At 69.6% G+C, this 20332-nt stretch carries 24 protein-coding genes; 9 read left to right on the top strand and 15 right to left on the bottom strand.

Going from position 1 to position 20332, the window contains the following annotated elements:
* Positions 1-48 precede the first annotated feature (48 nt).
* Positions 49-429: a VOC family protein gene (locus ABD798_RS14120; protein WP_344874698.1), complete on the top strand. Its 381-nt coding sequence runs from the start codon at positions 49-51 to the stop codon at positions 427-429.
* 65 nt (positions 430-494) lie between these two features.
* Here the strand turns inward: ABD798_RS14120 and ABD798_RS14115 are convergent, their stop codons facing one another.
* From ABD798_RS14115 to ABD798_RS14090, 6 genes are read right to left on the bottom strand one after another with little or no spacing between them, the layout of a single operon-like run.
* Positions 495-1349: a DUF72 domain-containing protein gene (locus tag ABD798_RS14115; RefSeq protein WP_344874696.1), complete on the bottom strand. Its 855-nt coding sequence runs from the start codon at positions 1347-1349 to the stop codon at positions 495-497.
* 32 nt (positions 1350-1381) lie between these two features.
* Positions 1382-2113 (bottom strand): SDR family NAD(P)-dependent oxidoreductase, encoded by a 732-nt coding sequence (locus tag ABD798_RS14110; protein ID WP_344874694.1) that lies wholly within the window; start codon positions 2111-2113, stop codon positions 1382-1384.
* Positions 2110-3330: a class I SAM-dependent methyltransferase gene (locus tag ABD798_RS14105; RefSeq protein ID WP_425549219.1), complete on the bottom strand. Its 1221-nt coding sequence runs from the start codon at positions 3328-3330 to the stop codon at positions 2110-2112. Before ABD798_RS14105 ends, ABD798_RS14110 begins: the two co-directional genes overlap by 4 nt.
* Positions 3267-3932: a DUF1365 domain-containing protein gene (locus ABD798_RS14100; protein WP_344874690.1), complete on the bottom strand. Its 666-nt coding sequence runs from the start codon at positions 3930-3932 to the stop codon at positions 3267-3269. The genes ABD798_RS14105 and ABD798_RS14100 overlap by 64 nt, the downstream gene beginning before the upstream one ends.
* Positions 3929-5191, bottom strand: coding sequence for an NAD(P)/FAD-dependent oxidoreductase (locus ABD798_RS14095; RefSeq protein WP_344874688.1), 1263 nt, complete (start codon positions 5189-5191; stop codon positions 3929-3931). Before ABD798_RS14095 ends, ABD798_RS14100 begins: the two co-directional genes overlap by 4 nt.
* Positions 5184-5822, bottom strand: coding sequence for an alpha/beta hydrolase (locus ABD798_RS14090; RefSeq protein WP_344874686.1), 639 nt, complete (start codon positions 5820-5822; stop codon positions 5184-5186). Before ABD798_RS14090 ends, ABD798_RS14095 begins: the two co-directional genes overlap by 8 nt.
* 111 nt (positions 5823-5933) lie before the next feature.
* On the opposite strand from ABD798_RS14090, the gene ABD798_RS14085 reads away from it, so the two are divergent.
* From ABD798_RS14085 to ABD798_RS14070, 4 genes are all read left to right on the top strand, one after another.
* Positions 5934-7166, top strand: coding sequence for a class I SAM-dependent methyltransferase (locus ABD798_RS14085; protein ID WP_344874684.1), 1233 nt, complete (start codon positions 5934-5936; stop codon positions 7164-7166).
* A 1-nt stretch (position 7167) separates the two neighbouring features.
* Positions 7168-7908, top strand: coding sequence for a DUF1295 domain-containing protein (locus tag ABD798_RS14080; RefSeq protein WP_344874682.1), 741 nt, complete (start codon positions 7168-7170; stop codon positions 7906-7908).
* 2 nt (positions 7909-7910) lie between these two features.
* Entirely contained in the window at positions 7911-8366 is a 456-nt protein-coding gene (locus ABD798_RS14075; protein WP_344874680.1) for a peroxiredoxin, read from the top strand.
* Positions 8367-8454: 88 nt separating this feature from the next.
* On the top strand, positions 8455-8916 hold the full coding sequence (locus tag ABD798_RS14070; RefSeq protein ID WP_344874678.1) for a hypothetical protein: 462 nt from the start codon (positions 8455-8457) through the stop codon (positions 8914-8916).
* Positions 8917-8958: 42 nt separating this feature from the next.
* On the opposite strand, the gene ABD798_RS14065 is transcribed toward ABD798_RS14070, so the two are convergent.
* Positions 8959-9711: a polysaccharide lyase family 7 protein gene (locus ABD798_RS14065; RefSeq protein ID WP_344874675.1), complete on the bottom strand. Its 753-nt coding sequence runs from the start codon at positions 9709-9711 to the stop codon at positions 8959-8961.
* A 188-nt stretch (positions 9712-9899) separates the two neighbouring features.
* Here ABD798_RS14065 and ABD798_RS14060 point away from each other — a divergent pair, with 188 nt between their 5' ends.
* A complete protein-coding gene (locus tag ABD798_RS14060; protein WP_344874673.1) occupies positions 9900-10937 on the top strand; it encodes a LacI family DNA-binding transcriptional regulator in 1038 nt (345 codons plus the stop codon).
* Positions 10938-11139: 202 nt separating this feature from the next.
* On the opposite strand, the gene ABD798_RS14055 is transcribed toward ABD798_RS14060, so the two are convergent.
* Positions 11140-11505, bottom strand: coding sequence for a hypothetical protein (locus ABD798_RS14055; RefSeq protein WP_344874671.1), 366 nt, complete (start codon positions 11503-11505; stop codon positions 11140-11142).
* A 196-nt stretch (positions 11506-11701) separates the two neighbouring features.
* Here ABD798_RS14055 and ABD798_RS14050 point away from each other — a divergent pair, with 196 nt between their 5' ends.
* A complete protein-coding gene (locus ABD798_RS14050; protein WP_344874669.1) occupies positions 11702-12559 on the top strand; it encodes a hypothetical protein in 858 nt (285 codons plus the stop codon).
* On the opposite strand, the gene ABD798_RS14045 is transcribed toward ABD798_RS14050, so the two are convergent.
* The 3 genes from ABD798_RS14045 to ABD798_RS14035 all read right to left on the bottom strand — a co-directional run bounded on the left by ABD798_RS14045 (position 12552) and on the right by ABD798_RS14035 (position 16088).
* A complete protein-coding gene (locus ABD798_RS14045; RefSeq protein ID WP_344874667.1) occupies positions 12552-14387 on the bottom strand; it encodes an AfsR/SARP family transcriptional regulator in 1836 nt (611 codons plus the stop codon). The genes ABD798_RS14050 and ABD798_RS14045 overlap by 8 nt on opposite strands.
* A 401-nt stretch (positions 14388-14788) precedes the next feature.
* On the bottom strand, positions 14789-15622 hold the full coding sequence (locus ABD798_RS14040; protein WP_344874665.1) for an alpha/beta fold hydrolase: 834 nt from the start codon (positions 15620-15622) through the stop codon (positions 14789-14791).
* Positions 15623-15632: 10 nt separating this feature from the next.
* On the bottom strand, positions 15633-16088 hold the full coding sequence (locus ABD798_RS14035; RefSeq protein ID WP_344874663.1) for a winged helix-turn-helix transcriptional regulator: 456 nt from the start codon (positions 16086-16088) through the stop codon (positions 15633-15635).
* A gap of 71 nt (positions 16089-16159) precedes the next feature.
* Here ABD798_RS14035 and ABD798_RS14030 point away from each other — a divergent pair, with 71 nt between their 5' ends.
* Positions 16160-16819, top strand: a complete 660-nt coding sequence (locus ABD798_RS14030; protein ID WP_344874661.1) for a DUF899 domain-containing protein — start codon at positions 16160-16162, stop codon at positions 16817-16819.
* 5 nt (positions 16820-16824) lie between these two features.
* On the top strand, positions 16825-17265 hold the full coding sequence (locus ABD798_RS14025; protein WP_344874659.1) for a pyridoxamine 5'-phosphate oxidase family protein: 441 nt from the start codon (positions 16825-16827) through the stop codon (positions 17263-17265).
* 360 nt (positions 17266-17625) lie between these two features.
* On the opposite strand, the gene ABD798_RS14020 is transcribed toward ABD798_RS14025, so the two are convergent.
* The 4 genes from ABD798_RS14020 to ABD798_RS14005 form a co-directional block, all read right to left on the bottom strand.
* Positions 17626-18162: an EF-hand domain-containing protein gene (locus tag ABD798_RS14020; protein ID WP_344874657.1), complete on the bottom strand. Its 537-nt coding sequence runs from the start codon at positions 18160-18162 to the stop codon at positions 17626-17628.
* A gap of 128 nt (positions 18163-18290) precedes the next feature.
* Positions 18291-18716: a pyridoxamine 5'-phosphate oxidase family protein gene (locus ABD798_RS14015; protein WP_344874655.1), complete on the bottom strand. Its 426-nt coding sequence runs from the start codon at positions 18714-18716 to the stop codon at positions 18291-18293.
* A 191-nt stretch (positions 18717-18907) separates the two neighbouring features.
* A complete protein-coding gene (locus ABD798_RS14010) occupies positions 18908-19876 on the bottom strand; it encodes a beta/alpha barrel domain-containing protein (protein ID WP_344874653.1) in 969 nt (322 codons plus the stop codon).
* The gene (locus ABD798_RS14005; RefSeq protein ID WP_344874651.1) at positions 19873-20328 is read right to left on the bottom strand and encodes a PH domain-containing protein; all 456 of its coding nucleotides are present in this window, start codon (positions 20326-20328) and stop codon (positions 19873-19875) included. Before ABD798_RS14005 ends, ABD798_RS14010 begins: the two co-directional genes overlap by 4 nt.
* Between the last annotated feature and the right edge of the window lie 4 nt (positions 20329-20332).

The following is a 20332-nucleotide window of genomic DNA, read 5'->3' as shown; positions in this document are numbered from 1 at the left end:
ACGTCATCACCTGATGCGGTGGGGCCGTTCGGCTGCCACCGTGGATGCATGGAGATCTTGAGCAGCAGGGTGCTGTTGCGCCCGCGCGACCCGGAGCGCTCGCGCGCCTTCTACCGCGACGTGCTCGGCCTCGCCGTGTTCCGCGAGTTCCCCGGTGGCACCGTGTTCTTCCTCGGCCAGGGCCTGCTGGAGGTGGCCGCGCACGGCGGCGACGGCTCAGCTCCGGGAAGCACTTCGCTGTACATGCAGGTGCGCGACGTGCGGGCGGAGTTCGAGGTGCTCCGCTCGCGCGGCGTCGAGGTCCTGCGCGAGCCGAAGATCGAGCCGTGGGGGCTGCACGAGGGCTGGATCCGCGATCCGGACGGCGTGCGCATCGTGCTGGTGGAGATCCCCGCCGATCACCCCCTGCGCCGCGACACCCGCTCCTAGGCTGCGTCCGGTTTGCCGGTCTTCAACGACGGCAAACCCCGGGTGCCCTTGGGAGCAGGGGGTGGCTAGCGATCTCTCAGCAGATCCTGCAAGAACTGCGCGTTGCGATGGCCCTCGTCGCGGAAGCAGTTGTTGAAGACCACGTGCGCGGGCTCGTCGAGCTCACGCAGGCGACGGGCCCACCCGGCCAGCTCACCCGGGGAGTAGGAGTAGCGGAAGCGCTGCTCGATGTCCTTGCTCGTCCACTGTGGACTGTGACCGTGCATGCGGAGCACGGCGATGTCGGAGGTCGCGACGAGCAGGGGCGGCACGGAGTCCTCGTAACCCTGTGGCATGTCGACCGACACGTACGGGATGTCGTGCTGGCACAGGAAAGCGAGCGTGGCTGGGCCGTTGACGTGGTCCAGCCACGTGGAGTGGCGCAGCTCGACGCAGATCCGCAGCGGCGCGCAGCGGTTCTTGCACTCCACCAGGAACTGCCGCGCGGACTCCCCCGGCCGGAACCACGGCGGGAACTGGAACAGGATCAGACCGAGCTTCCCGGCGGCGTGGATCGGTTCCACCGCAAGGAGAAACCGTTCCCACAGCTCCTCGGCGCGCGCTGGGGCGAGGTCGCTGAGGCGGACGCGCTCAGCACCGGTGCGCAGATCGGGTGGCAGGAAGGAGGAGCGCACGGTGTGCTTGGTCAACGCGGCGAAGGCCTTGACGTTGAAGGTGAAGTCCTCCGGCGTGCGGTCCACCCATCCCCGCGCCACCTCCGGCGCGGGGATGGCGTAGTAGGAGGTGTTGACCTCCACCAGCGGGAAGCGCGACGCGTAGCTGGTCAGCCGCTCCGCGTCGCGCACTCCCGCCGGGTACCACCCGGTCTCGGTCAACCCCCGATCGGTCCACCCCGCCGTTCCCACCAGAACCTCGCCCATCACCTCGGGCTACCCGGTGCGCCGCGAACGAATCAGCGGCGGCGGCCCGCGAAGCGGGACCACAGGCCGACGGGCACCAGCCTCGCCGCCTTCATCAGCACCGCCATCCGCCGGGGGAAGACGATCTCCGGCTTGCCGGACACGATGCCGTCGGCGATCTTGCGGGCGGCGTAGCCTGGCTCGACCATGAACGGCATGGGGAAGGTGTTGCGCGCGGTCATCGGCGTCCTGACGAACCCCGGACAGACGGTCTGCACGCGAATTCCCTTGTGCCGCAAGCCTCCTCGCAACGACTCCAGCAGGTTGATCTGCGCGGCCTTGGTCGCGCTGTAGGCCTCCCCGCCCGGCATGCCGCGATAGCCCGCGACCGACGCGACGCCGACGATCGTGCCCCGGCCGCGCTCCAGCATCGACGGCAGCACGGCCTCGATGCCGTAGGACATCCCGAACACGTTGACCTCGAACTGGTTCCGGAACGAGTCCGGGTCCCAGTTCAGCACGTCGAACCGGTCCCACGCGCCCGCGTTGAGCACGGCGACGTCGATGCCGCCGAAGGCGTCGACGACCTTCTCCGCGGCGGTGAGCACGGCGATGCGGTCCATCACGTCGACGGGCTGCACGAGCATGCGGCCCGCGGAGACCTTGGCCAGCTGGTCGGTGCGGCGGGCGCTGATCGCGACCCGGGCACCGCGCGCGTGCAGTTCTTCGGCGAGCGCGGCACCGATCCCGCTGGAGGCGCCGGTGATCCAGACGCGGGGGCTCATCGGGCCTTCTCGAATCCGAGCTGCCACACGTCGAGGTAGCCGGAGCGGAAGCCGGCCTCGCAGTAGCCGAGGTAGAACTCCCACATCCGCTTGAACTGGGCGTCGAACCCGAACTCGGCGATGGTGTCCCAGTTGGCGGTGAAGCGCTGGTGCCAGTGCTTCAGCGTGCGCGCGTAGTCCTGGCCGAGCGAGCGGCGCGCCACGATCGGGAGGCGGCTGTTGCTCTCGATCGCGGGCACCGACAGCAGCTGCCCGCCGGGGAAGACGTACTTGTGGATCCAGGTGTAGGACTCGCTGGTGGCCAGCAGCCGGTCGTGCGGCATGGTGATCGCCTGGAGCCCGACCCGCCCACCGGGCACCAGCAGCCGCTCCAGCGCGCCGAAGTACGTCGGCCAGTACTCGCGGCCGACCGCCTCGATCATCTCCACCGAGGCGATCGCGTCGTAGGTCCCGGTGGCGTCGCGGTAGTCCTTCAGCTCGACCTTGGCGAGGTGCGAGACCCCGGCCTGGGCGATTCGCTTGTCCGCCAACGCTTTCTGCTCGGCGGAGATGGTCAGCGAGGTGACGTGCGCTCCCCTGCGCGCCGCGCGGATCGCCAGCTCGCCCCAGCCGGTCCCGATCTCCAGCAGCCTCGTTCCCGCCCGCACGCCCGCGTAGTCCAGGATGCCGTCGATCTTGCGGCGCTGCGCCTCGGCGAGATCGGTGACGCCGGGTGCGAACCAGGCCGCAGAGTAGGTCATCGTCTCGTCGAGGAAGTTCGCGAAGAGGTCGTTGGACAGGTCGTAGTGGCGGTGGATGTTGTTCCGCGCACCGTCGACGGTGTTGCGCTCGTCGCTGGGCTGGCGGCGCTCGACCATGTGCCGGAAGACCTGCAACGGCTTGGGGATCAGCGTGGCCATCCGCTTCGCGAACGGGGTCAGCACGTCGGCGAGGTGGCCGCTGTTCCAGTCCCCGGCCATGTAGGACTCGCCGAAGCCGATCTTGGCGTCGGCGCCGAGCTTGCGGAAGAACTCGTCGGGCCGCACGATCCGCATGACCGGCGAGTTCGAGCCACCGGCTCCCCAGCGCACACCGCCGGGGAGCGTGACGCGCACCGGCAGCGCCCGAACGGCGTTCCTGAAAAGACTTTCGGCGATCCTGGCACGGAGCACGGTCACTGGACACCCTCCTGAACGGTGTGCGGCTTGCGGGGGACGACCGGGATTCTTCTGAGCCACAAGGCGATCCCGTGCCGGAAGATCAGGGCGAACACGCGGTGCGAGAGCATGAGCACACGCTTGGGCGCGGACGCCCGCTGCCCGCGCAGCGTCGCGACGAACACGACCTCGTCGTTCTGCCGCAGAGAAATGCTGATGTCCAGCCGCTCGCCGGGCCTGCTGAACTTCATGTGGTAGCGGCCCTCGACGGTGTAGAACGGCGAGACGTAGAACTCCTTGTCGGCCTGTGCGCGCCCCGCCGGATCAGGGCGCAGCAGGTAGCAGTGCCTTTCGCCGTAGGTGTTGTGGACCTCGGCGACGATGCACTCCAGCTCACCGTCGGGGGTGTGGCACCAGAACACCGACAGCGGGTTGAAGACGAAGCCGAGCACGCGCGCGTTGGCGAGCAACAGCACTCGCCCACCCCGGAGGTCGACGCCCTGCGAGGCCAGCCACGCGTCGAGGTTCTCGCGGATCGACCGGTCCGGGTCGCCGAGGTGGTCGCGCGCCTCGAATCCCTTCGGCAGCGCGGCGAGGTCGACCAGCGACATCTGGACGCGGTGGGAGAACCGCCGCCGGATCTGGTCGAGGCGCGTGTGCGTGACGACGGCGTCGTAGATCATGTCCAACCAACTCCGAACGCCTCCGCCGCCCGCACCCCGGACGCGCAGCCGTCCTCGTGGAAGCCCCACCCGTGGTAGGCGCCGGCGAATGCCGTCCGACCGGTCGCCAAGGACGGGAGTTCCGCCTGCGCGGCAACGGACTCCGGCGTGTAGATCGGGTGCTCGTACACCATCTTCGCGATCACCGACTCCTCCGCGATGCGGGTGGAGGCGTTGAGCGTGACGACGTAGTCCTCCGGCTCGGACAGGCGCATGAGGCGGTTCATGTGGTAGCTGACCACGACCTCGTTGGAGTCCGACCGGCACGCGGGCTTGAGGTAGTTCCACGACGCCCTCGCACCCTCCGCGCGCGGCAGCAGTGAAACGTCCTTGTGCAGCCAGGTCTCGTTGCGGGAGTACTGGAAAGCGCCCAGCACAGCGCTTTCCGCCTCGGTCGCATCGCCGAGCAACCGCAGCGCCTGGTCGGGGTGGGTCGCGATCACCACGCGGTCGACGCGGTGCAGCTCGTCGGCGTCGTCGCGGATGTCCACGCCGTCGGTGTCGCGGTGCACGGCGCGGATCGGAGTCGAGACGTGCACGGCGGTGAGCCCCTTGACCGCACGCTCCACATAGGACCTTGAGCCGCCGGTGACCGTTTTCCACTGCGGAGAACCACCGACGGAGAGCATGCCGTGGTTGCGGAGGAACTCGAAGAGGTAGCGCGCCGGGTACTGCTTGCTGACCTCGCGCGAGGACGACCAGACGGCGGAGACCACGGGCAGCACGAAGTGGTCGACGAAGTAGGAGGAGTAGCCACCGATCGCCAGGAACGCGCCGAGCGTGACGTCTCCGGCGTCCGGCTCGGCGAGGACGCGGCGGGCGTGCTTGTGGAAGCGCGTGACCTCGGCCAGCATCCGCAGGTACGCGGGCTTGACGAGGTTCCCTGGCTGCGCGAACAGGCCGCTGATCTGCTTGGCGCCCGCGTACTCCAGGCCGCAGCCCTCGCAGCGCACGCTCATCGACATCTCGGAGTCCTGTGTGGACACCCCGAGTTCTCCGAAGAGCCGCAACAGGTTCGGGTAGGTGCGCTGGTTGTGCACGATGAATCCGCTGTCCACCGCGACCATCCCGCCGTCGGGCGCGGGCACGTCGTGGGTGTGCGCGTGGCCGCCGACGCGCTCGTCCCGCTCGAACATCACCACGTCGTAGCGCCGTTGCAACAGGTAGGCGGCGGTCAGCCCAGCGACTCCGCTGCCGATGACAGCAACACGATCACGCATCGCGCTTCTCCTCGGTGATCTTCATGACGAACGTGCGGGCGGCGGCGGTCCAGTCGGCGATCCGCCGGAGCATGAAGTGCCCGGCGCCCGGTAGTGCGACGTGCACGGCGCGGACGCCCAGGGAACGCAGCCGCTCGACGTAACTCGCGGACTGCGCCGGGCTCGTCCAGCGGTCGGCGGTCCCGTGCACGACCAGCACCTCCCGCCCGGAGCGGACGAGGTGACCGACCGGTTCGCCGGGCTCGATCCACGGCGCGAGCGCGCAGACCGCCCGCACGCCGCTCTCGTCGGCCACGCGCAGCGCGGTCCGCCCGCCCATCGAGTGCCCGACCAGCACGATCGCCGCGCCGGGGTGGTTGCGGCGGGCCTCCGCGATCGCCCAGCGCGCGTCCGCGACGGCGGGCAGTTCCGGCTCGTTCCAGCCGCGCTCGCGGAAGCGCACCAGCCAGACGGCGGCGCCGTGGTCCCGGCCCGCGCGGTGCAGCGACCGGGCGATCGGGATCATCCGCCGGTAGCTGAGGTTGCGCCGCAGAACCGGCTCCCGGCTGCGGACCTTGCCGCCGTGGAGGACGACGACAACGGTCTCGACCTCCGCGTCGGCGTCCATGATCGTCAAGTCGGGTGTGCGCACACCGGTCATTCGGGGCGGGTGGCGCTCCGGTTTGGTCTTTCGGGTGATCCACCAATCCGGGCGCCCGCGCGCGACGAAGACCGGGAAAGCTTCGGAAGCGGGGTGTGCGGCGTGTCCCAGCAGCATGGTGTGGCTCAGACGCTGGCTGAGCTGGTCGAACGGGTGCTCGGAGCCGGTCTGCCGGTGGGTCTGCGGGCCTGGGACGGCAGCACGGCGGGGCCGTCGGAGGGCCCGGTCGCCGTGGTCCGCAACCGCAGGGCGCTGCGCAGGCTGCTGTGGGACCCGAACGAGCTGGGGCTGGCCAGGGCCTACGTCTCCGGAGATCTTGACGTCGAGGGTGACCTCGCCGAGGGGCTCCGGCGGTTCTGGGCGCTCGCCAGGAAGCAGCGGCCCCGGGTGAGCGCCGCCGATCGCGTGGAGCTGGTCAAGGCGGCCGTGCGGCTCGGCGTGATCGGTCCGCGCCCGAAGGCTCCGCCGGAGGAGGCCAGGCTGCGCGGGCGGCTGCACACCCGGTTGCGGGACCGGGCGGCCATCGCCCACCACTACGACCTGAGCAACGAGTTCTACGAGAAGGTCCTCGACCCGCACATGGCGTACTCGTCGGGCTACTGGACCAGCGACGACCCCGGCTACACGCTCACCGACGCGCAGCGGGACAAGCTCGATCTCGTGTGCCGCAAGCTGGAGCTGAAGCCGGGGATGCACCTGCTGGACGTCGGGTGCGGGTGGGGCTCGATGATCCTGCACGCGGCCGAGCACTACGGCGTGCACGCGACCGGCATCACGCTTTCCGCGCAGCAGCGCGATTTCATCGAGAACCGGATCAAGGAGCGCGACCTCACCGACAAGGTCACCGTGCGCTTGCAGGACTACCGCGAGCTGTCCGATGGTCCCTACGACGCGGTGTCGTCGATCGAGATGGGCGAGCACGTCGGCGCGGGCAACTACCCGATCTACACCTCGGCGCTGCACCGCGCGGTCAAGCCCGGCGGGCGCGTGCTGATCCAGCAGATGTCGCGCGGCAAGGTCGCTCCCGGCGGCGGCGCGTTCATCGAGGGCTACGTTGCCCCCGACATGACGATGAGCCCCGTCGGCAGCACGGTGAACCTGATCGAGCGCGCCGGTTTCGAGGTCCGGGGTGTCGAGGCGATGCGCGAGCACTACGTTCGAACCGTGGACGTGTGGGCCGAGACCATCGAGAAGCGCTGGGCCGAGCTCGTGCGGCTCGTCGGCGAAGGGCAGGCGCGCGTGTGGCGGCTGTACATGGCGGGCGGATCGCTGGCGTTCGCCGAGAACCGCATGGGTGTCAACCAGATCCTCGCCACGCGCCCCGCGGTGATCTGAGATGACCTTCACCGCCAACCTGGCGATCACCGGCGCCCTCTCCATCGTGCTCTTCGTGATCACCTACGTGATCGCGCGCCGCCGAGGTCGCCTCGACACCATCGACACGCTCTGGGGCTTGGGCTTCGCCGTGATCGCCGTGACGAGCTACGCGCTCTCCGGCGGCGGCCACCCGCTCAGCGCCGCGCTCACCGTCGTGTGGGGCGTCCGCCTGGCGTGGCACATCCACTCCCGCAACCACGGTCGCGGTGAGGACCCCCGCTACACCAAGATCAAGGGCAACTCGTTCTACCGCGTGTACATGCTCCAAGCCGTGATCATGTGGTTCGTGTCGCTGCCCGTGCAGGCGGCGCAGTACTGGGTCCCCGAGGTCGGCTGGCTGGGATGGCTCGGCGCGGCGGTGTGGCTGCTCGGCTTCGTCTTCGAGACCGTCGGTGACCACCAGCTCGCCCGCTACAAGGCCACCCCCGACCGTCCACCGGTGCTCAACACGGGTTTGTGGCGCTACACCAGGCACCCCAACTACTTCGGTGACGCGTGCGTGTGGGCCGGCCTGTACCTGATGGCCTGCGAGCACTGGATCGGCGCCGCGACGGTGTTGTCGCCGGTGGCGATGATCCTGTTGCTGGCCAAGGGAAGCGGTGCGCCGCTGACCGAGAAGGCCATGCGCGAGCGCCCCGGCTACGCCGAATATGTTTCCCGCACCAGCGGTTTCTTCCCGCTGCCACCCAAGAAAGGCTGACAATGCGCCCCGGTGACACCGTCGCAGACTTCACGCTCCCCGACCAGGACGGCGAGCCCCGCACGTTGAGCGAGCTGCTCACCGACGGCCCTGTCGTGCTGTTCTTCTACCCCGCCGCCATGACCGGCGGCTGCACCGCCGAGGCCTGCCACTTCCGCGACCTCGGCGCCGAGTTCGCCGAGCTGGGCGCGCAGCGCGTCGGCATCAGCGGCGACGCGGTGAGCAAGCAGAAGGAGTTCGCGTCGCAGAACACCTTCGACTACCCGCTTCTGTCCGATGTGGACGGAACCGTGTCCGCCCAGTTCGGCGTGAAGCGCAGGATCATCAAGATGGTGAAGCGCCACACCTTCGTCATCGGCACCGACCGCGTCCTCCTCGACGTGATCAAGAGCGAGCTCCGCTTCGAGGCGCACGCCGACCAGGCCCTGGAGTCACTGCGCAAGCACGCCAAGGGCTAGCGCGAATTGCCTTCGCACAAGGCGATTCATCATTCGGCCCAGTCCGGACCTTTTGCGCCGCAACGGCTGCGCGTGCGAGCCTCAGCGAATGAATCTTCGTCGAGCGATCGCGGTCGTCGCGGTCACGGGCTTGGGCACTGCCTTCTCCGGGGTTGTCGCGGAGGCGGCGGACCGGCCGAAGCTCACCATCAGTTGCAGCAAGGCGGGTTTCACCGGATCGGTTGCCATCTACGGCAGGTCAGGCCCTAACGGGTTCGGTGGCACCGCACCACTGGCAGACATCACCAAGGTGCAGTACAAGATCAAGAAGCCGAACGGGGGGCGGACGGAGCGCAATGACGTCTTCGTGCACTACCGCCCCGATCTCGAGCAGCCCGAGCTGCGCTACCGGGTGGCGAAGAGCGGCGACAAGGCCCTCGCGGACAACAAGTGGCACTCGCTGAGGCTGGAGAGCGACTCGACGAAGACCAAGCACCCGGACTTCCTCGTCGAGTTCATCTTCAACACCCCCGACAAGGACCCGAGGTGCACCAACCACAAGCGCCTGTGAGGGTGACGGCGTGCTGCCGGGTGCGGACGTGGCGCACTTTCCCTAGGAGTGCGCCACTCCGACCCGAAAAACCCGGACCTCCCCGAAGTTCTCCCCATCGCAGGGCGAGGAGTTCGAACAGTTCGCCTGCACGTACGCCCCGGTCTTGAAATACGCCCCGGAGAACTTCTTCTCGAACGACACCGCCAGTGTCCCGTTGAAGAAGGCCTTGATCCGCCCGCCGCTCACCTCGAACCGAGCCACGAACTTCCGTCCCAGCTCGTACGAACTCGTCACGAGGTGGAAGTGCGCGTCATCCCCCTTCGTGACGTAGACCTTCTTCCCCTCCACCCGGAACACCGACACATCGTCGCTGCCGTCGTGGATCTGCGCCGCCACCACGTGGGGCTTGTCGTTCGGCAGGCGCGTCACCGCTGCCTCGACCTCGAGAACGTGCTTCCCGGACCCTGACGACCAGCTCGCGTTGTCCTTGCCACCGTTGGTCATCTCGCGCAGCTCCGACCGCGGATAGCTCGACCCGCTCGTCGTCACTCCGTTCACCGCCGCGCGGAAGCGAACACCGCTGCAATCCGGCAGCGGCACGAACCAGGGGTCGGCGCTGAACGTGGCGAGCGCGGGCTGCTTGACCTCCTTCGGCTTCCCTGCGGAGCCGGTCGGCAGCGTCTGCTTCCAGTTCTTCAGGTCGAGCACGTCGGCGGGGTGCTCGCAGGACTCCTCAGCCGCGGCCACGGGTGCCGCAGAGGCAAGCGCGGCCACGGAGAAAACCGCGCAGCACAAGGGGATCAGACGGTTCATCGGTCGCTTCTCTCGTCAGGGGACGGCCCGGCAAGCCGTCGACCAAGAGCTGTGCATCGATTTACTGCTGAGCGCCCGAAGGCTAGGGGCGACGTGGGGCCGCGTCAACGGCCACGTCAGAAACTTGCCCACTGGTACCTTCTGAGCAGGTAAGAGGGAGGGGTGCCGGAGTGCGCAGTGGCGGCAGTGTGACGATTTACCAAGTCGCGCGCGCCGCGGGGGTATCGCCGAGCACGGTGTCCAACCTGCTCAACGGCAGGCCCGGGCGGATGCTGCCCGCGACCCGGCAGCGGGTCGAAGCGGCGATCGAACAGCTCGGCTACCGCCCCAACCGCACCGCCCGCCAGCTGCGCACCGGCCGCACCCAGGCGATCGGGCTCGTCGTCCCCTCGGTCGCGAACCCGTTCTGGGGGACCTTCGCCCGCCACCTCGAAGGCGCCGCGCTCGCCGAGGACTACCACGTGCTGCTGTGCAACAGCGAGCGCGAGCCGGAGCGCGAGCGCCGCTACCTGGAACAGCTCTGGGACGACGGCATCCGGGGCGTGGTGCTGTGCTCGTCGCTGCCGTCGCTGGACCACGTGAAACCGTTGGTGGAGGCCGGTTTGACGGTGGTCGCCTTCGACCGCACCGCCCAGCCCGGCGATCCCGAGGCGCTGGTGAACATCAGCGTGGACAACGCCGTCGGCACGCACCTGGTCACCCAGCACCTGCTGAGCCTCGGTCACCGGCGGCTGGCCTACGTCTCCGGTTCGCTGCGCGCGGTGAACCGGCAGGAGCGCTACCGGGGTTACCTCTCCGCGATCACCGACGCCGGGCTGGACCTGGCCGACGTCAACGTCGAACTGTCCACTTCGGACACCAGCTACGGCGACCGGGACGCCGCCGAACTCGGCCGCGCCCGCACCGTCGAGCTGCTCAGCTCACCGAACCCGCCGACCGCGCTCGTGGCGATGAACGACATGTGCGCGCTCGGCGTCTGCGCGGGCGTGCGCGACACCGGCCACCAGGTCGCCGAGGACGTGTCGGTCGTGGGCTTCGACGACATCCTGCTCGCCGAGCTGTGCGCGCCCGCACTGACCACCGTGCGCCAACCGCTGGAGCGCATGGCCACCGAGGCTTTCCAGCACCTGCGCGCCGGAATCGAAGGCGGCGCACCGGTTCTCGGCCGCTCACTGCTCATCCGGCCGGAGCTGGTCGTGCGCGCCTCCACCGCCCCACCCCGCTAGCCGACCTCCCGCGCGTCACCGGGTTCACCAGTCTTCAAGACCCACAAACCCCCGCCCCAGCGGTCTTCAACGACGGCAAACCCTGACGGTGCGCGGGGTTTGGGGCGGTTAACGATGATCAACAGGAGGGTTTGGTGGTCTTGAAGACTGCCCAACCCCGGCGAGACCGGAACGCTCCGCTCAGCCACGTGCGGGACAGGCGCTAGGCGGTCATCGCGGCCACCTCCGCCGCGAGCTTGCGCACCACCTCCGAATGCGTCTCCCCCGTCGCGCCCGACACGCGGTCGATCAGCATCAGGTCGACCACCATGTGCGCATTGGCCTCCGCCGTGCGCGTGGCCTGGGACCAGCGCAGCGCGGAGATCACGCGCATCAGGTCCTCGTGCGTGTAGGGCGGGACCACGCGAATGCTGCCCGAGGGCTCGTCGTGCCCGTTCGCGCGCGCGATCAGCTCGAAGGTCTCCTCGACCGGACGGGCTTCCCCGAGCAGGGTCAGCACGCGCATCCAGTCCTCGATCAGGTCGCGCTCCGCCGGGACGGGCGCCATGTCCACCGATCCGTTGTCCATGCCCGCATGGTGCATCCGACCCCTGACACTCCAGCACTGGCACTCCAGCACTGGCACTCCTGCGCTGGCAACCGGTTGGGGCCAAAGGGCTTACGAGATGGGAACGAGCGCGGTCACGCGGCCTCCGGCGGCGCACGCTGATCTTCCGGCCCCGGACGGGTGACGTCGGAAGTCGGTTCGACGGGAGGAGCCCGCGATGACGCCGTTCTGGGAGGCCACCTCCGGCAGGCTGCTCGACCGGCTCGTGCGCGCGGGAGCTCCCGCGGTGCTCTTCTGGTTCGGCGGGCTCGCGCTCGTGCCCGGCGGGCCCGCGTGGCTCACGACGGCGCCGGGCGCCTTCCTGTTCGCCGGCGCCCTCGTCGGCTCTGCGGTGGTGGTGAACCAGGTGGCTCCGCTGGCGTTGCGGGTGCTCCAGGGGCCGTGGCCGGGGCCGCTGAAGGAGTTGTCCCGCAAGCGAACCGCGGAGATCAGCGCGCGCGTGGAAGCGGACGAGCTGAAGTGGCGCGAGCTGACTGCGGCGGTGAGGTCCGACCTCGCCACCGACGAGGAGCGCGCTGAGCACGTGGAGCTGGAGCGGCGGCTCAGCCGGTGCTCTGCGGACGTCGCCCAGCACCAGCCGACGCGCGTGGGCACCCTGCTCAGCGCGGCGCAGGCGCGGGTCAACGAGAAGTACGGCCTGGACGCGGTGATCACGTGGCCGAGGCTGTGGCTGGTGCTGCCGAAGGCCGCGCGCGACGAGCTGGCGGCGGCCCGCGCGGCACTGCACTCCTCGGCCGCGACGATGGTGTGGGCGGCGTTGTTCTGCGGCTTCACCTGGTGGTCGTGGTGGGCGCTGCCGATCGGTGTCAGCCTGCTCGTCGTGACCGCGTGGTTCTGGGTGCCCGCGCGCGCGGCGCACTTCGCGGCGCTGTTCGAGTCGACCTACGACCTGCACCGGGCCGCGCTCTACGAACAGCTGCGCTGGCCGATGCCCTCGTCTCCGGTGAAGGAGCGCGAGCAGGGCCGCGCGCTGACCAGCTACCTGCTGCGCGGTACCCGCCCGAGCCTCACCTGAGCCCGGGGACCGCCTCGGCCTCCGCCATCGCCTGCGCGGTGAGCCGGAACAGCGGCGGGACCCGGTAGCGGAACCACCCGGCGAAGTCCGCGGCACCGCCGGTCTCCGGGATCGCGAGGTGGAACTCCACCAGGCGCTCCAGCACCGATTCCGCGTGGTACTCGTCGAGGTTGAGCAGCTTCGCCGCGTCCTCCAGCGGGAGCGGTTCCCTGGTGTGCGGGGCGAGCGCGAGGAACGCGGCGCGGGCGTCGGCGTCCAGTTCGGCGACGCTGGCTTCGACACTGGCCCGCACGTCGAGCTTGCCGCTGGTCAGCTCGCGCAGCCGCTGGTCCTCAGCGCCGAGGCGCTCGACCAGGCGGGCCACCGACCAGTGCGGGCGCAGCGCGAGCCGGGTCGCGGCGGCCAGCACCGCCAGCGGCGAGCCCCCGCACAGCCGCAGCAGCGCGGCCGCGGCGGCGTCGTCGCGGCCCGCCCTGGCCTGGCCGATCACCGAGGCGAGCAGGTCGGTGCTCTCCGCGGGGCTCAGCGGTGGCAGGTCGAGCATCAGCCCGACGCTGCGCCAGTGCAGCCTGCGGCGGCAGCTGACGATCACCGCGCAGCGCTGGCCGGTCGGCACCAGCGGCGCGACCTGGGCCGCGCTGGTGGCGTTGTCCAGCACCACGAGGATCTTGCGCTGGGCCGTCCAGCTGCGGAAGAGCTGGCTGCGCTCCTCCAGCGTCGCGGGCAGCGGGATGTGCGGGCCGCGCAGCGCGCGCAGGAACCCGGCGAGCACCTCGGCGGGTTCGGTGGTGGCGAGGTCGGCGTAGAGCTGGCCCTGCGGGAAGCGGGCCCGCACCCGGTTGGCGGCGTGGGTGCAGAACGCCGACTTGCCGGAGCCGGGCGGGCCGGTCACCGACACCACCGGCGGCGCGGAGGACGGCGGGCGCAGCATCAGCGCCTCGACCTTGCCCAGTTCGTCGGAGCGGCCGATGAAGGCGGGCAGGTCGGGCGGCAGCTGCGCGGGCGGTTCGCCCCACGCGGCCTCGCGCCCGGACTCGCGGACCACGGTGAGCCCGCTCGCCGTGGACTCGGCGGCCTGGTCGGTGCCGCCCGCGAGCAGCGAGCGGTGCAGCCGCTGGAGCTCGGGGCCGGGTTCGATGCCGAGCTTGGCGACCAGGGTGGAGCGGATCGTCTGGAACACCCGCAGCGCCTCGGAGCGGCGACCGGCGCGGTGCAGCGCGAGCATGAGCTTGCCGTGCAGGCCCTCGTGCGTCGGGTACTGCCGCACCAGCGTGCTCAGCTCGGCGATCAGCTGGTGGTGGCGCCCGAGCAGCAGATCGACCTCCATGCGCTGCTCGGTGACGCTGCTGCGGCTCTCCTCGAGGCGGGCGATGTGCGTCTTGAGCACCGGACCCGGCTGGACGTCGCTGAGCGCGGAGCCGCGCCACACCGCCAGCGCCGAGCGCAGCGAGTCGGCGGCGTTCTCGTACATCCCGCTCTCCAGCTCGGTGCGCCCGCGCTGGGCCAGCTCGGCGAAGTGCTGGACGTCCAGCGACTCCGACGGCAGCTCCAGCGAGTAGCCGACGCGGTGCGTGCGCAGGACGGAGTCGGCCAGCTCCGAGCGCTCGGAGCTGGCGAGGATCTTGCGCAGGTGCGAGACGTAGGTCTGCAGCGTGGTGTTCGCCTTGGACGGCGGCCGAGGTCCCCAGAGCTCCTCCATGAAGGACTCGGTCCGCACGACGTTGTTGGCGTTGACCGCGAGGAGGGCGAAGACCTGACGCATCTTCGGCGGGGTCGGCGTGATGGCGACGCCGCCGCGCAGGACCTCGAACTGGCCGAGCACGCGCACTTCGATGATCTCAACCTCCGCTCAGCACCGATCGCACTTGGTATACCGCAGGGACCCATCACCGTAGAAGGCGAAGATGGAGAAGAATCAACGCGCGGTAAACAGTTCGTCAGACGCGCGATGCCGGTCGGCGAACGGCGTCCAGGAACTTCAATACCCTAACTCTAATGGGTGAAAACTGGCCCTCGACCTGGGATAATACCGATACCGCCCGATCGGGTGGACATGCGCCCGGCTGTAGTGCGCGCGCTCGCTTGCCGCACACCCAAGACCCTTTATCCCCAACAACTTGAAATCGCTTGCGCCCGCACCGGCCTTCGGTGAGAGCCGGACGCGTATCGAACGAATCTGTTTTGTCCTTCGTCAGAGCGACGCACATCGGAGGGAACGAGAGTTCCGTCTCAGTCCGCGCTCGTTCCCGCGATTCGGGACAGCACCGCGTGCGCGACGGCTTCGGGAGCCTCGTCCGGGATCCAGTGACTGATCCCCTCCAGCACCCGCAGCTCGTAGGGAGCGTCGACGAACTCCGCGCACTTGCGCGCACCCGCCTCGCCCAGCGCGACGTCGGCGGTGCTCCAGACGTAGGTGGTCGGCACCCGCGCGGGCTCGACGACCCGACCGGCGCTGTCAGCGGCTCGGTACCAGTTCAGCGCGGCGGTGAGCGCGCCCGGCTCGGTCATCGCGCGCACGTAGACCTCGCTCTCCTCGGCGGGCAGCACCGCCGCGAAGATCTGGCGCAGACTCGCGGCGTCGTCGGCCAGCAGCACCTCCTCCGCCTTGCCCGGCGTGCGGAACAGCTGGATGTACTGCGAGCGTTCGGCCTGGTCAGGGTCGTTCGCGCGGGCCCAGGCGAAGGCGGCGGGATGCGGCACGGACACCGCGGTCAGCGCGCGCACGCGGTCCGGGTGCGCGATGGCCGTCGCCCACGCCACCGCCGCGCCCCAGTCGTGGCCGACCAGGTGGAAGGACTCCAGCCCGAGCGCGTCGGCGATCCCGATGACGTCGCCGACCAGGTTCGACACCCTGTAGTCCTCGACCTCCGACGGGCGCGCTCGCGGTGAGTACCCGCGCTGGTCAGGCGCGTAGGTGCGCAGTCCGGCCGCGGTGAGCAGCGCGGTGACCCTGCGCCAGCTGTGCGAGGTCTGCGGGAATCCGTGCAGCAGCAGCACGGGCTCGCCGGACTCCGGCCCGGAGGCGACAACGTCGAAGGTGAGCTCGCCGACTTCGATCTCCATGCGCCCCAAGCTATCGGCTGAGGCCGGGTCCGGGGAGCACGTCGACGTCGGTGGCGTGCATGGGCTCCCCGCACGCCGAGCAGCACGGTTCGACGTGGGCGATCTGCCCGCACGCGCGGTGGCGGTAGAGCACCGGCGGCCCCGCCTCGCCCGCGGTCCAGCGATCACCCCAGCGCACCATCACCATGAGCAGGTCGCACAGCTCGGCGCCCTTCCCGGTGAGCACGTACTCGAAGCGCGGCGGCCGGCTGGAGTACTCGCGCCGCTCCAGGACCTCCTGCTCGACCAGCCACTTCAGCCGCTCGGTCAGCACCTTGCGCGAGATGCCGAGGTCCTGCTGCATCTGCTCGAACCTGGTCATGCCCACGTAGACATCACGCAGGATGAGCGGCGACCACGGCTCCCCGATCACGTCGAGGGTGCGCGCGATCGAACACGCCATGTCGCCGAACCGCGTCCTCTGCACCACACCACCATAGTTCCCTCAAGGAACGTTCTGCGCTACAGTCAGTCTCCTCAAGGAACTCGGAGGTAGTGATGAACCGTCCGCCCGTGGTGAGCGCCCAGGAGTGGCAGACCGCCCGCGACGCCCTGCTGGTCAAGGAGAAGGAGCACACCCGCGCCCTCGACGCGCTCGCCGCCGAACGGCGGAGGCTGCCGATGGTGCGCCTGGCCCCCGGCTACCGGTTCACCGCGCCGGACGGTTCCGCCGTCGACTTCGCCGAGCTCTTCGAGGGCCGCCGCCAGCTCGTCGTCTACCACTTCATGCTGGAGCCGGGCAGCGACCACGTCTGCGACGGCTGCTCGTCGTTCACCGACAACCTCTCCGGGCACCCGCACCTCAGCCCCCGCGACACCGCGCTCGCCCTGATGTCCCCGGCACCGCAGGAGCAGATCTCGTTGGTGCGCAAGCGCTTCGGCTGGACGATCCCGTGGTACTCGGCGTTCGGCAACTCCCTGTACGCCGATCTCGGCCTCGGCGGCATGTTCGGGGTGAGCGTGTTCCTGCGCGAGGGCGAGGAGATCTTCCGCACCTACTACACCTCCGGGCGCGGCGTCGACCGGCTGCGGCTCGACCTCAACCTGCTCGACCTGACCCCGTACGGCAGGCAGGAGGAGTGGGAGGACTCGCCGCAGGGCTGGCCGCAGACGCCCACCATGCAGTGGATGCGCCACCGCGACGAGTACGGGAGCTGATCACCGTGCCCAGGCAGCTCACCGACTCCGAGCGCACGGATTTCCTCGCGCAGCAACACATCGCCGTGCTCAGCGTCGCTTCGAACGACGGCCGCCCTCCGCTGACCGTCCCGGTCTGGTACGCGTTGCGGGAGGACGGCGAGCTGACGTTCTTCACCAACACGCAGGGCCGCAAGTCGCGCAAAACCCTTCTGCTGCACCACGCCGGGCAGTTCAGCCTGTGCGTCCAGCAGCCTCAGTTCCCGTACAAGTACGCCACCGCCGAGTGCACTGTGGTGCGGGCCGACCGCTCGCCGTCGGTCGACGAGGTCTTCGCGATCACCAGTCGCTACCTGCCGGAGGAGGCCGCGCGCCAGTTCGCCGAGGCCGAGACCGCGAACCCGGCGGGCGTGTTCGTGCTGTTCACCGCGCACCCCGACCGCTGGCACACCCTCGACTTCGCCTAGCTCTGGCCACACCTCACGCCCACGCCCTGAACGGGCCGTTTGGCTACTTGAACGCACCAAACGACCCGTTCAGCGCGTTCAACGCGTCAAACGGGCCGTTGGGGTCGGCCGTGCGGGTGCGCCCTTGGTCGGGCAGCCTTCAAGTACCGCAAACCGCCGTTGCGGACGTCGCCCACCACCCCAAACCGCCTGCCGTCACTGGAGACCGCGGAGACGGGGGTCAGGCGATCTTGAAGACCAGCGAACCCGAAGACGTATGAACCCAATGTGGCATTTGTTGCGCGAGACGTAACCAATGCCACATTGGGTTCATCAGTCCGCGCTGAGACGGTTGAGGTTGCTGTGCGGCGGAGCGCGGGCTCAGCCGAGGAGCGGGATGTCCAGGCGCCCGTAGTGGAACTCGCGGACGGCTGTCACGAGTTCCTCGACTGTCAGGCGGCCGTCGCCGTCGAGGTCGATCAGCTCGAAGCTGCGGTCGGACTCCTCCTCGGTGAGGCCGACGGCCGAGGTGAGCCACAGCCGCAGCTCGATCTTGTCGACCAGGCCGTCGCGGTCGGTGTCGCACAGGTCGGCGATGGCCGCGATGGTCGGGCGCAGCACCTCGTCGAAGCCGGTGTCGCCCCGGCCGAACATCAGCTCCTGATCGGCGGCCAGGAACTGCTCGCGGTCGAGCGAGCCGTCGGGAGCGACACCGACGGCGGCGGCCTGGACCGCGAACAGCTCCATCATCGCGCCCATGACGGCCCGCCCCTGCGGCGAGTCCTCGTCCCTTCCGAACGCCGCGAGAATGCGCAGGCCCTCCTCGCGGTAGTCGGTTCGGTCGACCCGGCCGTCACCATTGACGTCCCACTTTTCGAAGCGCTTGTTCTCGTTCTCGGTTCGCATCGCGAGGCTCATGCGATCGACATTAGGTCGACCTTTCCGAAGCGACCAGTCGCCCGAGCGAGTGCGAATTCGACGCGCGAACAACGGATTCCGTGAGCGCATTCACCCTTCACGGGAAAGGGTCGACCCGTTTGCCGCAGTCAGGCCGCGAGGTCGCGTCCGGGCAGCCAGCCGTTGGGGATGTCGGTGACCCGCCAGGACTCCACGCGCAGGCGCGCGGTCACGATCGGTGTCTCCAGGAACGGCGCCACGTAGGGCACCTTCGCCAGCAACCTCGCGCGCGCGGCCTCCGCGTCCGGCCCCTCCTCCAGGATCTCCGCACGCACCGTGGCCTGGAGGAACGGGTCGGCGGGCGAGCCGGTGGAGACGATCACGGCGGCCATCGGGTTCTCCCGGAGGGCCGCGAGGGTGCGCCCGCGCTGTTCGAGCACCAGCAGCAGCGAGTACAGGCCGTCCTCGGCGAAGTAGACGCCGTTCACCCACGGACCGGTGGGGCCCGAGGTGGCCAGGAACAACGACTGGTGCGTGGCGAGAGTGGTACGGGCCAGCTCAGCGACTTCGGACACGAGAACTCCTTCAACGGTGAAAGTCGAAGGAACGGTACTTGACGGATAACGCCGATCATCCCGCCGCAACTCTTCTGGGAAACCGATTCGCCCGGTCATCCGATCTCGGAGTACGAAAGGCACAGCCCCGCCGCCACCCAAAGCGACCGGTCACACCGTTCGCGATGTGACCGAATCACTTCGGGTGACCACTAGCGAGCGGGCGGGGTGAACTTCTCGATCTTGTTGAGCAGACCGCGGATGCGCAGCGCGTGCAGCGGGGAGAGCAGGTAGCCGGGGTAGCTGGCGAACCACGACGCGCTGCCGAGGCTGACCGCGTCCGCGCCCGCCCAGAAGTACTCGCGGCAGTCGTCGAAGGTGCGGATGCCGCCGGTGGCGATGATCGGCAGCGTCACCCCGGCCTCGCGCAGCTCGGACACCACGCGCAGGCCGATCGGCTTGATCGCGCGGCCGGAGACCCCGCCGTAGCGGTTGGCCAGCCACGGCTTCCCGGTCCTCGGATCGAGCCGCAGGCCCTTCACGGTGTTGATCGCGGTGAGCCCGGAGACGCCGTGCTTCGCCGCCAGCCGAGCGTGCCCGAGGTAGTCGTAGTCGGGCGAGAGCTTCAGGATCACCGGGTGGTTGCTGCGCGGAACGGCCTCCGCCAGCACCGAGCCGATGATCTTGTTGAAGTCGAAGTTCACGTTGTGGCAGGACACGTTCAGCTCGACGGCGGCGATGTCACCGGCGGGCACGGCGGCGTTGACCTTGTCCACCAGCGTGACGAACTCCTCCGCGGAGAAGCCGCCCAGCGAGATGATCGTGCGCTGCCCCCGCGTGCGCGGGAAGTAGTCGCGCAGGTAGGCGTCGATGCCGACGTTGCACCAGCCGAAGGCGTTGAGCCAGCCGGTGTCGGTCTGCCGCAGCACCGTGCCGTAGCGCTTGAGCAGCGCGGGGAGCTCGCGCACCGGCCACACGTCGCGGGTGGTGAAGTGCCCCTCGCGCGGCTCGACGGTGACGGTCCGCGCGGTGATCGCGCCGAAACGCTCCAGCGGGACGAACTTGGAGATCGGGCTCATCCCGTACGGCACCAGCGAGGAGTTGGACACGCCGTAGCCCAGCAGGCTCGACGAGGTCACCAAGCGGTTGCGCAGAACGATGTCGCCGAGCCGAACGCTCACTTGGTGTCCTGCTGGGTCTGCGAGGCGTGCATCGCGCGCAGCTCGCGCATCGCGTCGACGGCGTGCCGCGAGTCGGTGGACTGGATCGCCATCACCGGCACGTACTCGTCGTCGGGCAGCTCCAGCCGCGCCCACGCCGAACCGTCCGGGAAGTTCACCTCGCGCACGAGCGCCCACGGGAACCGGTGCGTCACAACGATGTTGCGCACCTCGATGCCCTCGGCGTCGGCGCGCACACGGGGCCGGGTGAACAGCAGAGCCGCACCGGCAAGCGCGACACCGATGCCCGCCATGGCGATCTGGTCGGCCACGCGGAAGTACGCGCCGGTCGGGGTGTTGCCCAGCAGCAGGCCCACCACGACGAAGACCGCGACCAGCGCGACGGCCAGCACGGGGGCCACCCGTCGGACCTTGCGCGGACGGATCACCAGCTCGGTCACTGCGTCGGACATTGCG

It is taken from the genome of Allokutzneria multivorans (assembly GCF_039537405.1).
Classification (GTDB): Bacteria; Actinomycetota; Actinomycetes; order Mycobacteriales; family Pseudonocardiaceae; genus Allokutzneria; species Allokutzneria multivorans.
The sequence above is the reverse complement of the archived record's forward strand: the minus strand, read 5'-3'. Positions and strand labels throughout refer to the sequence as shown.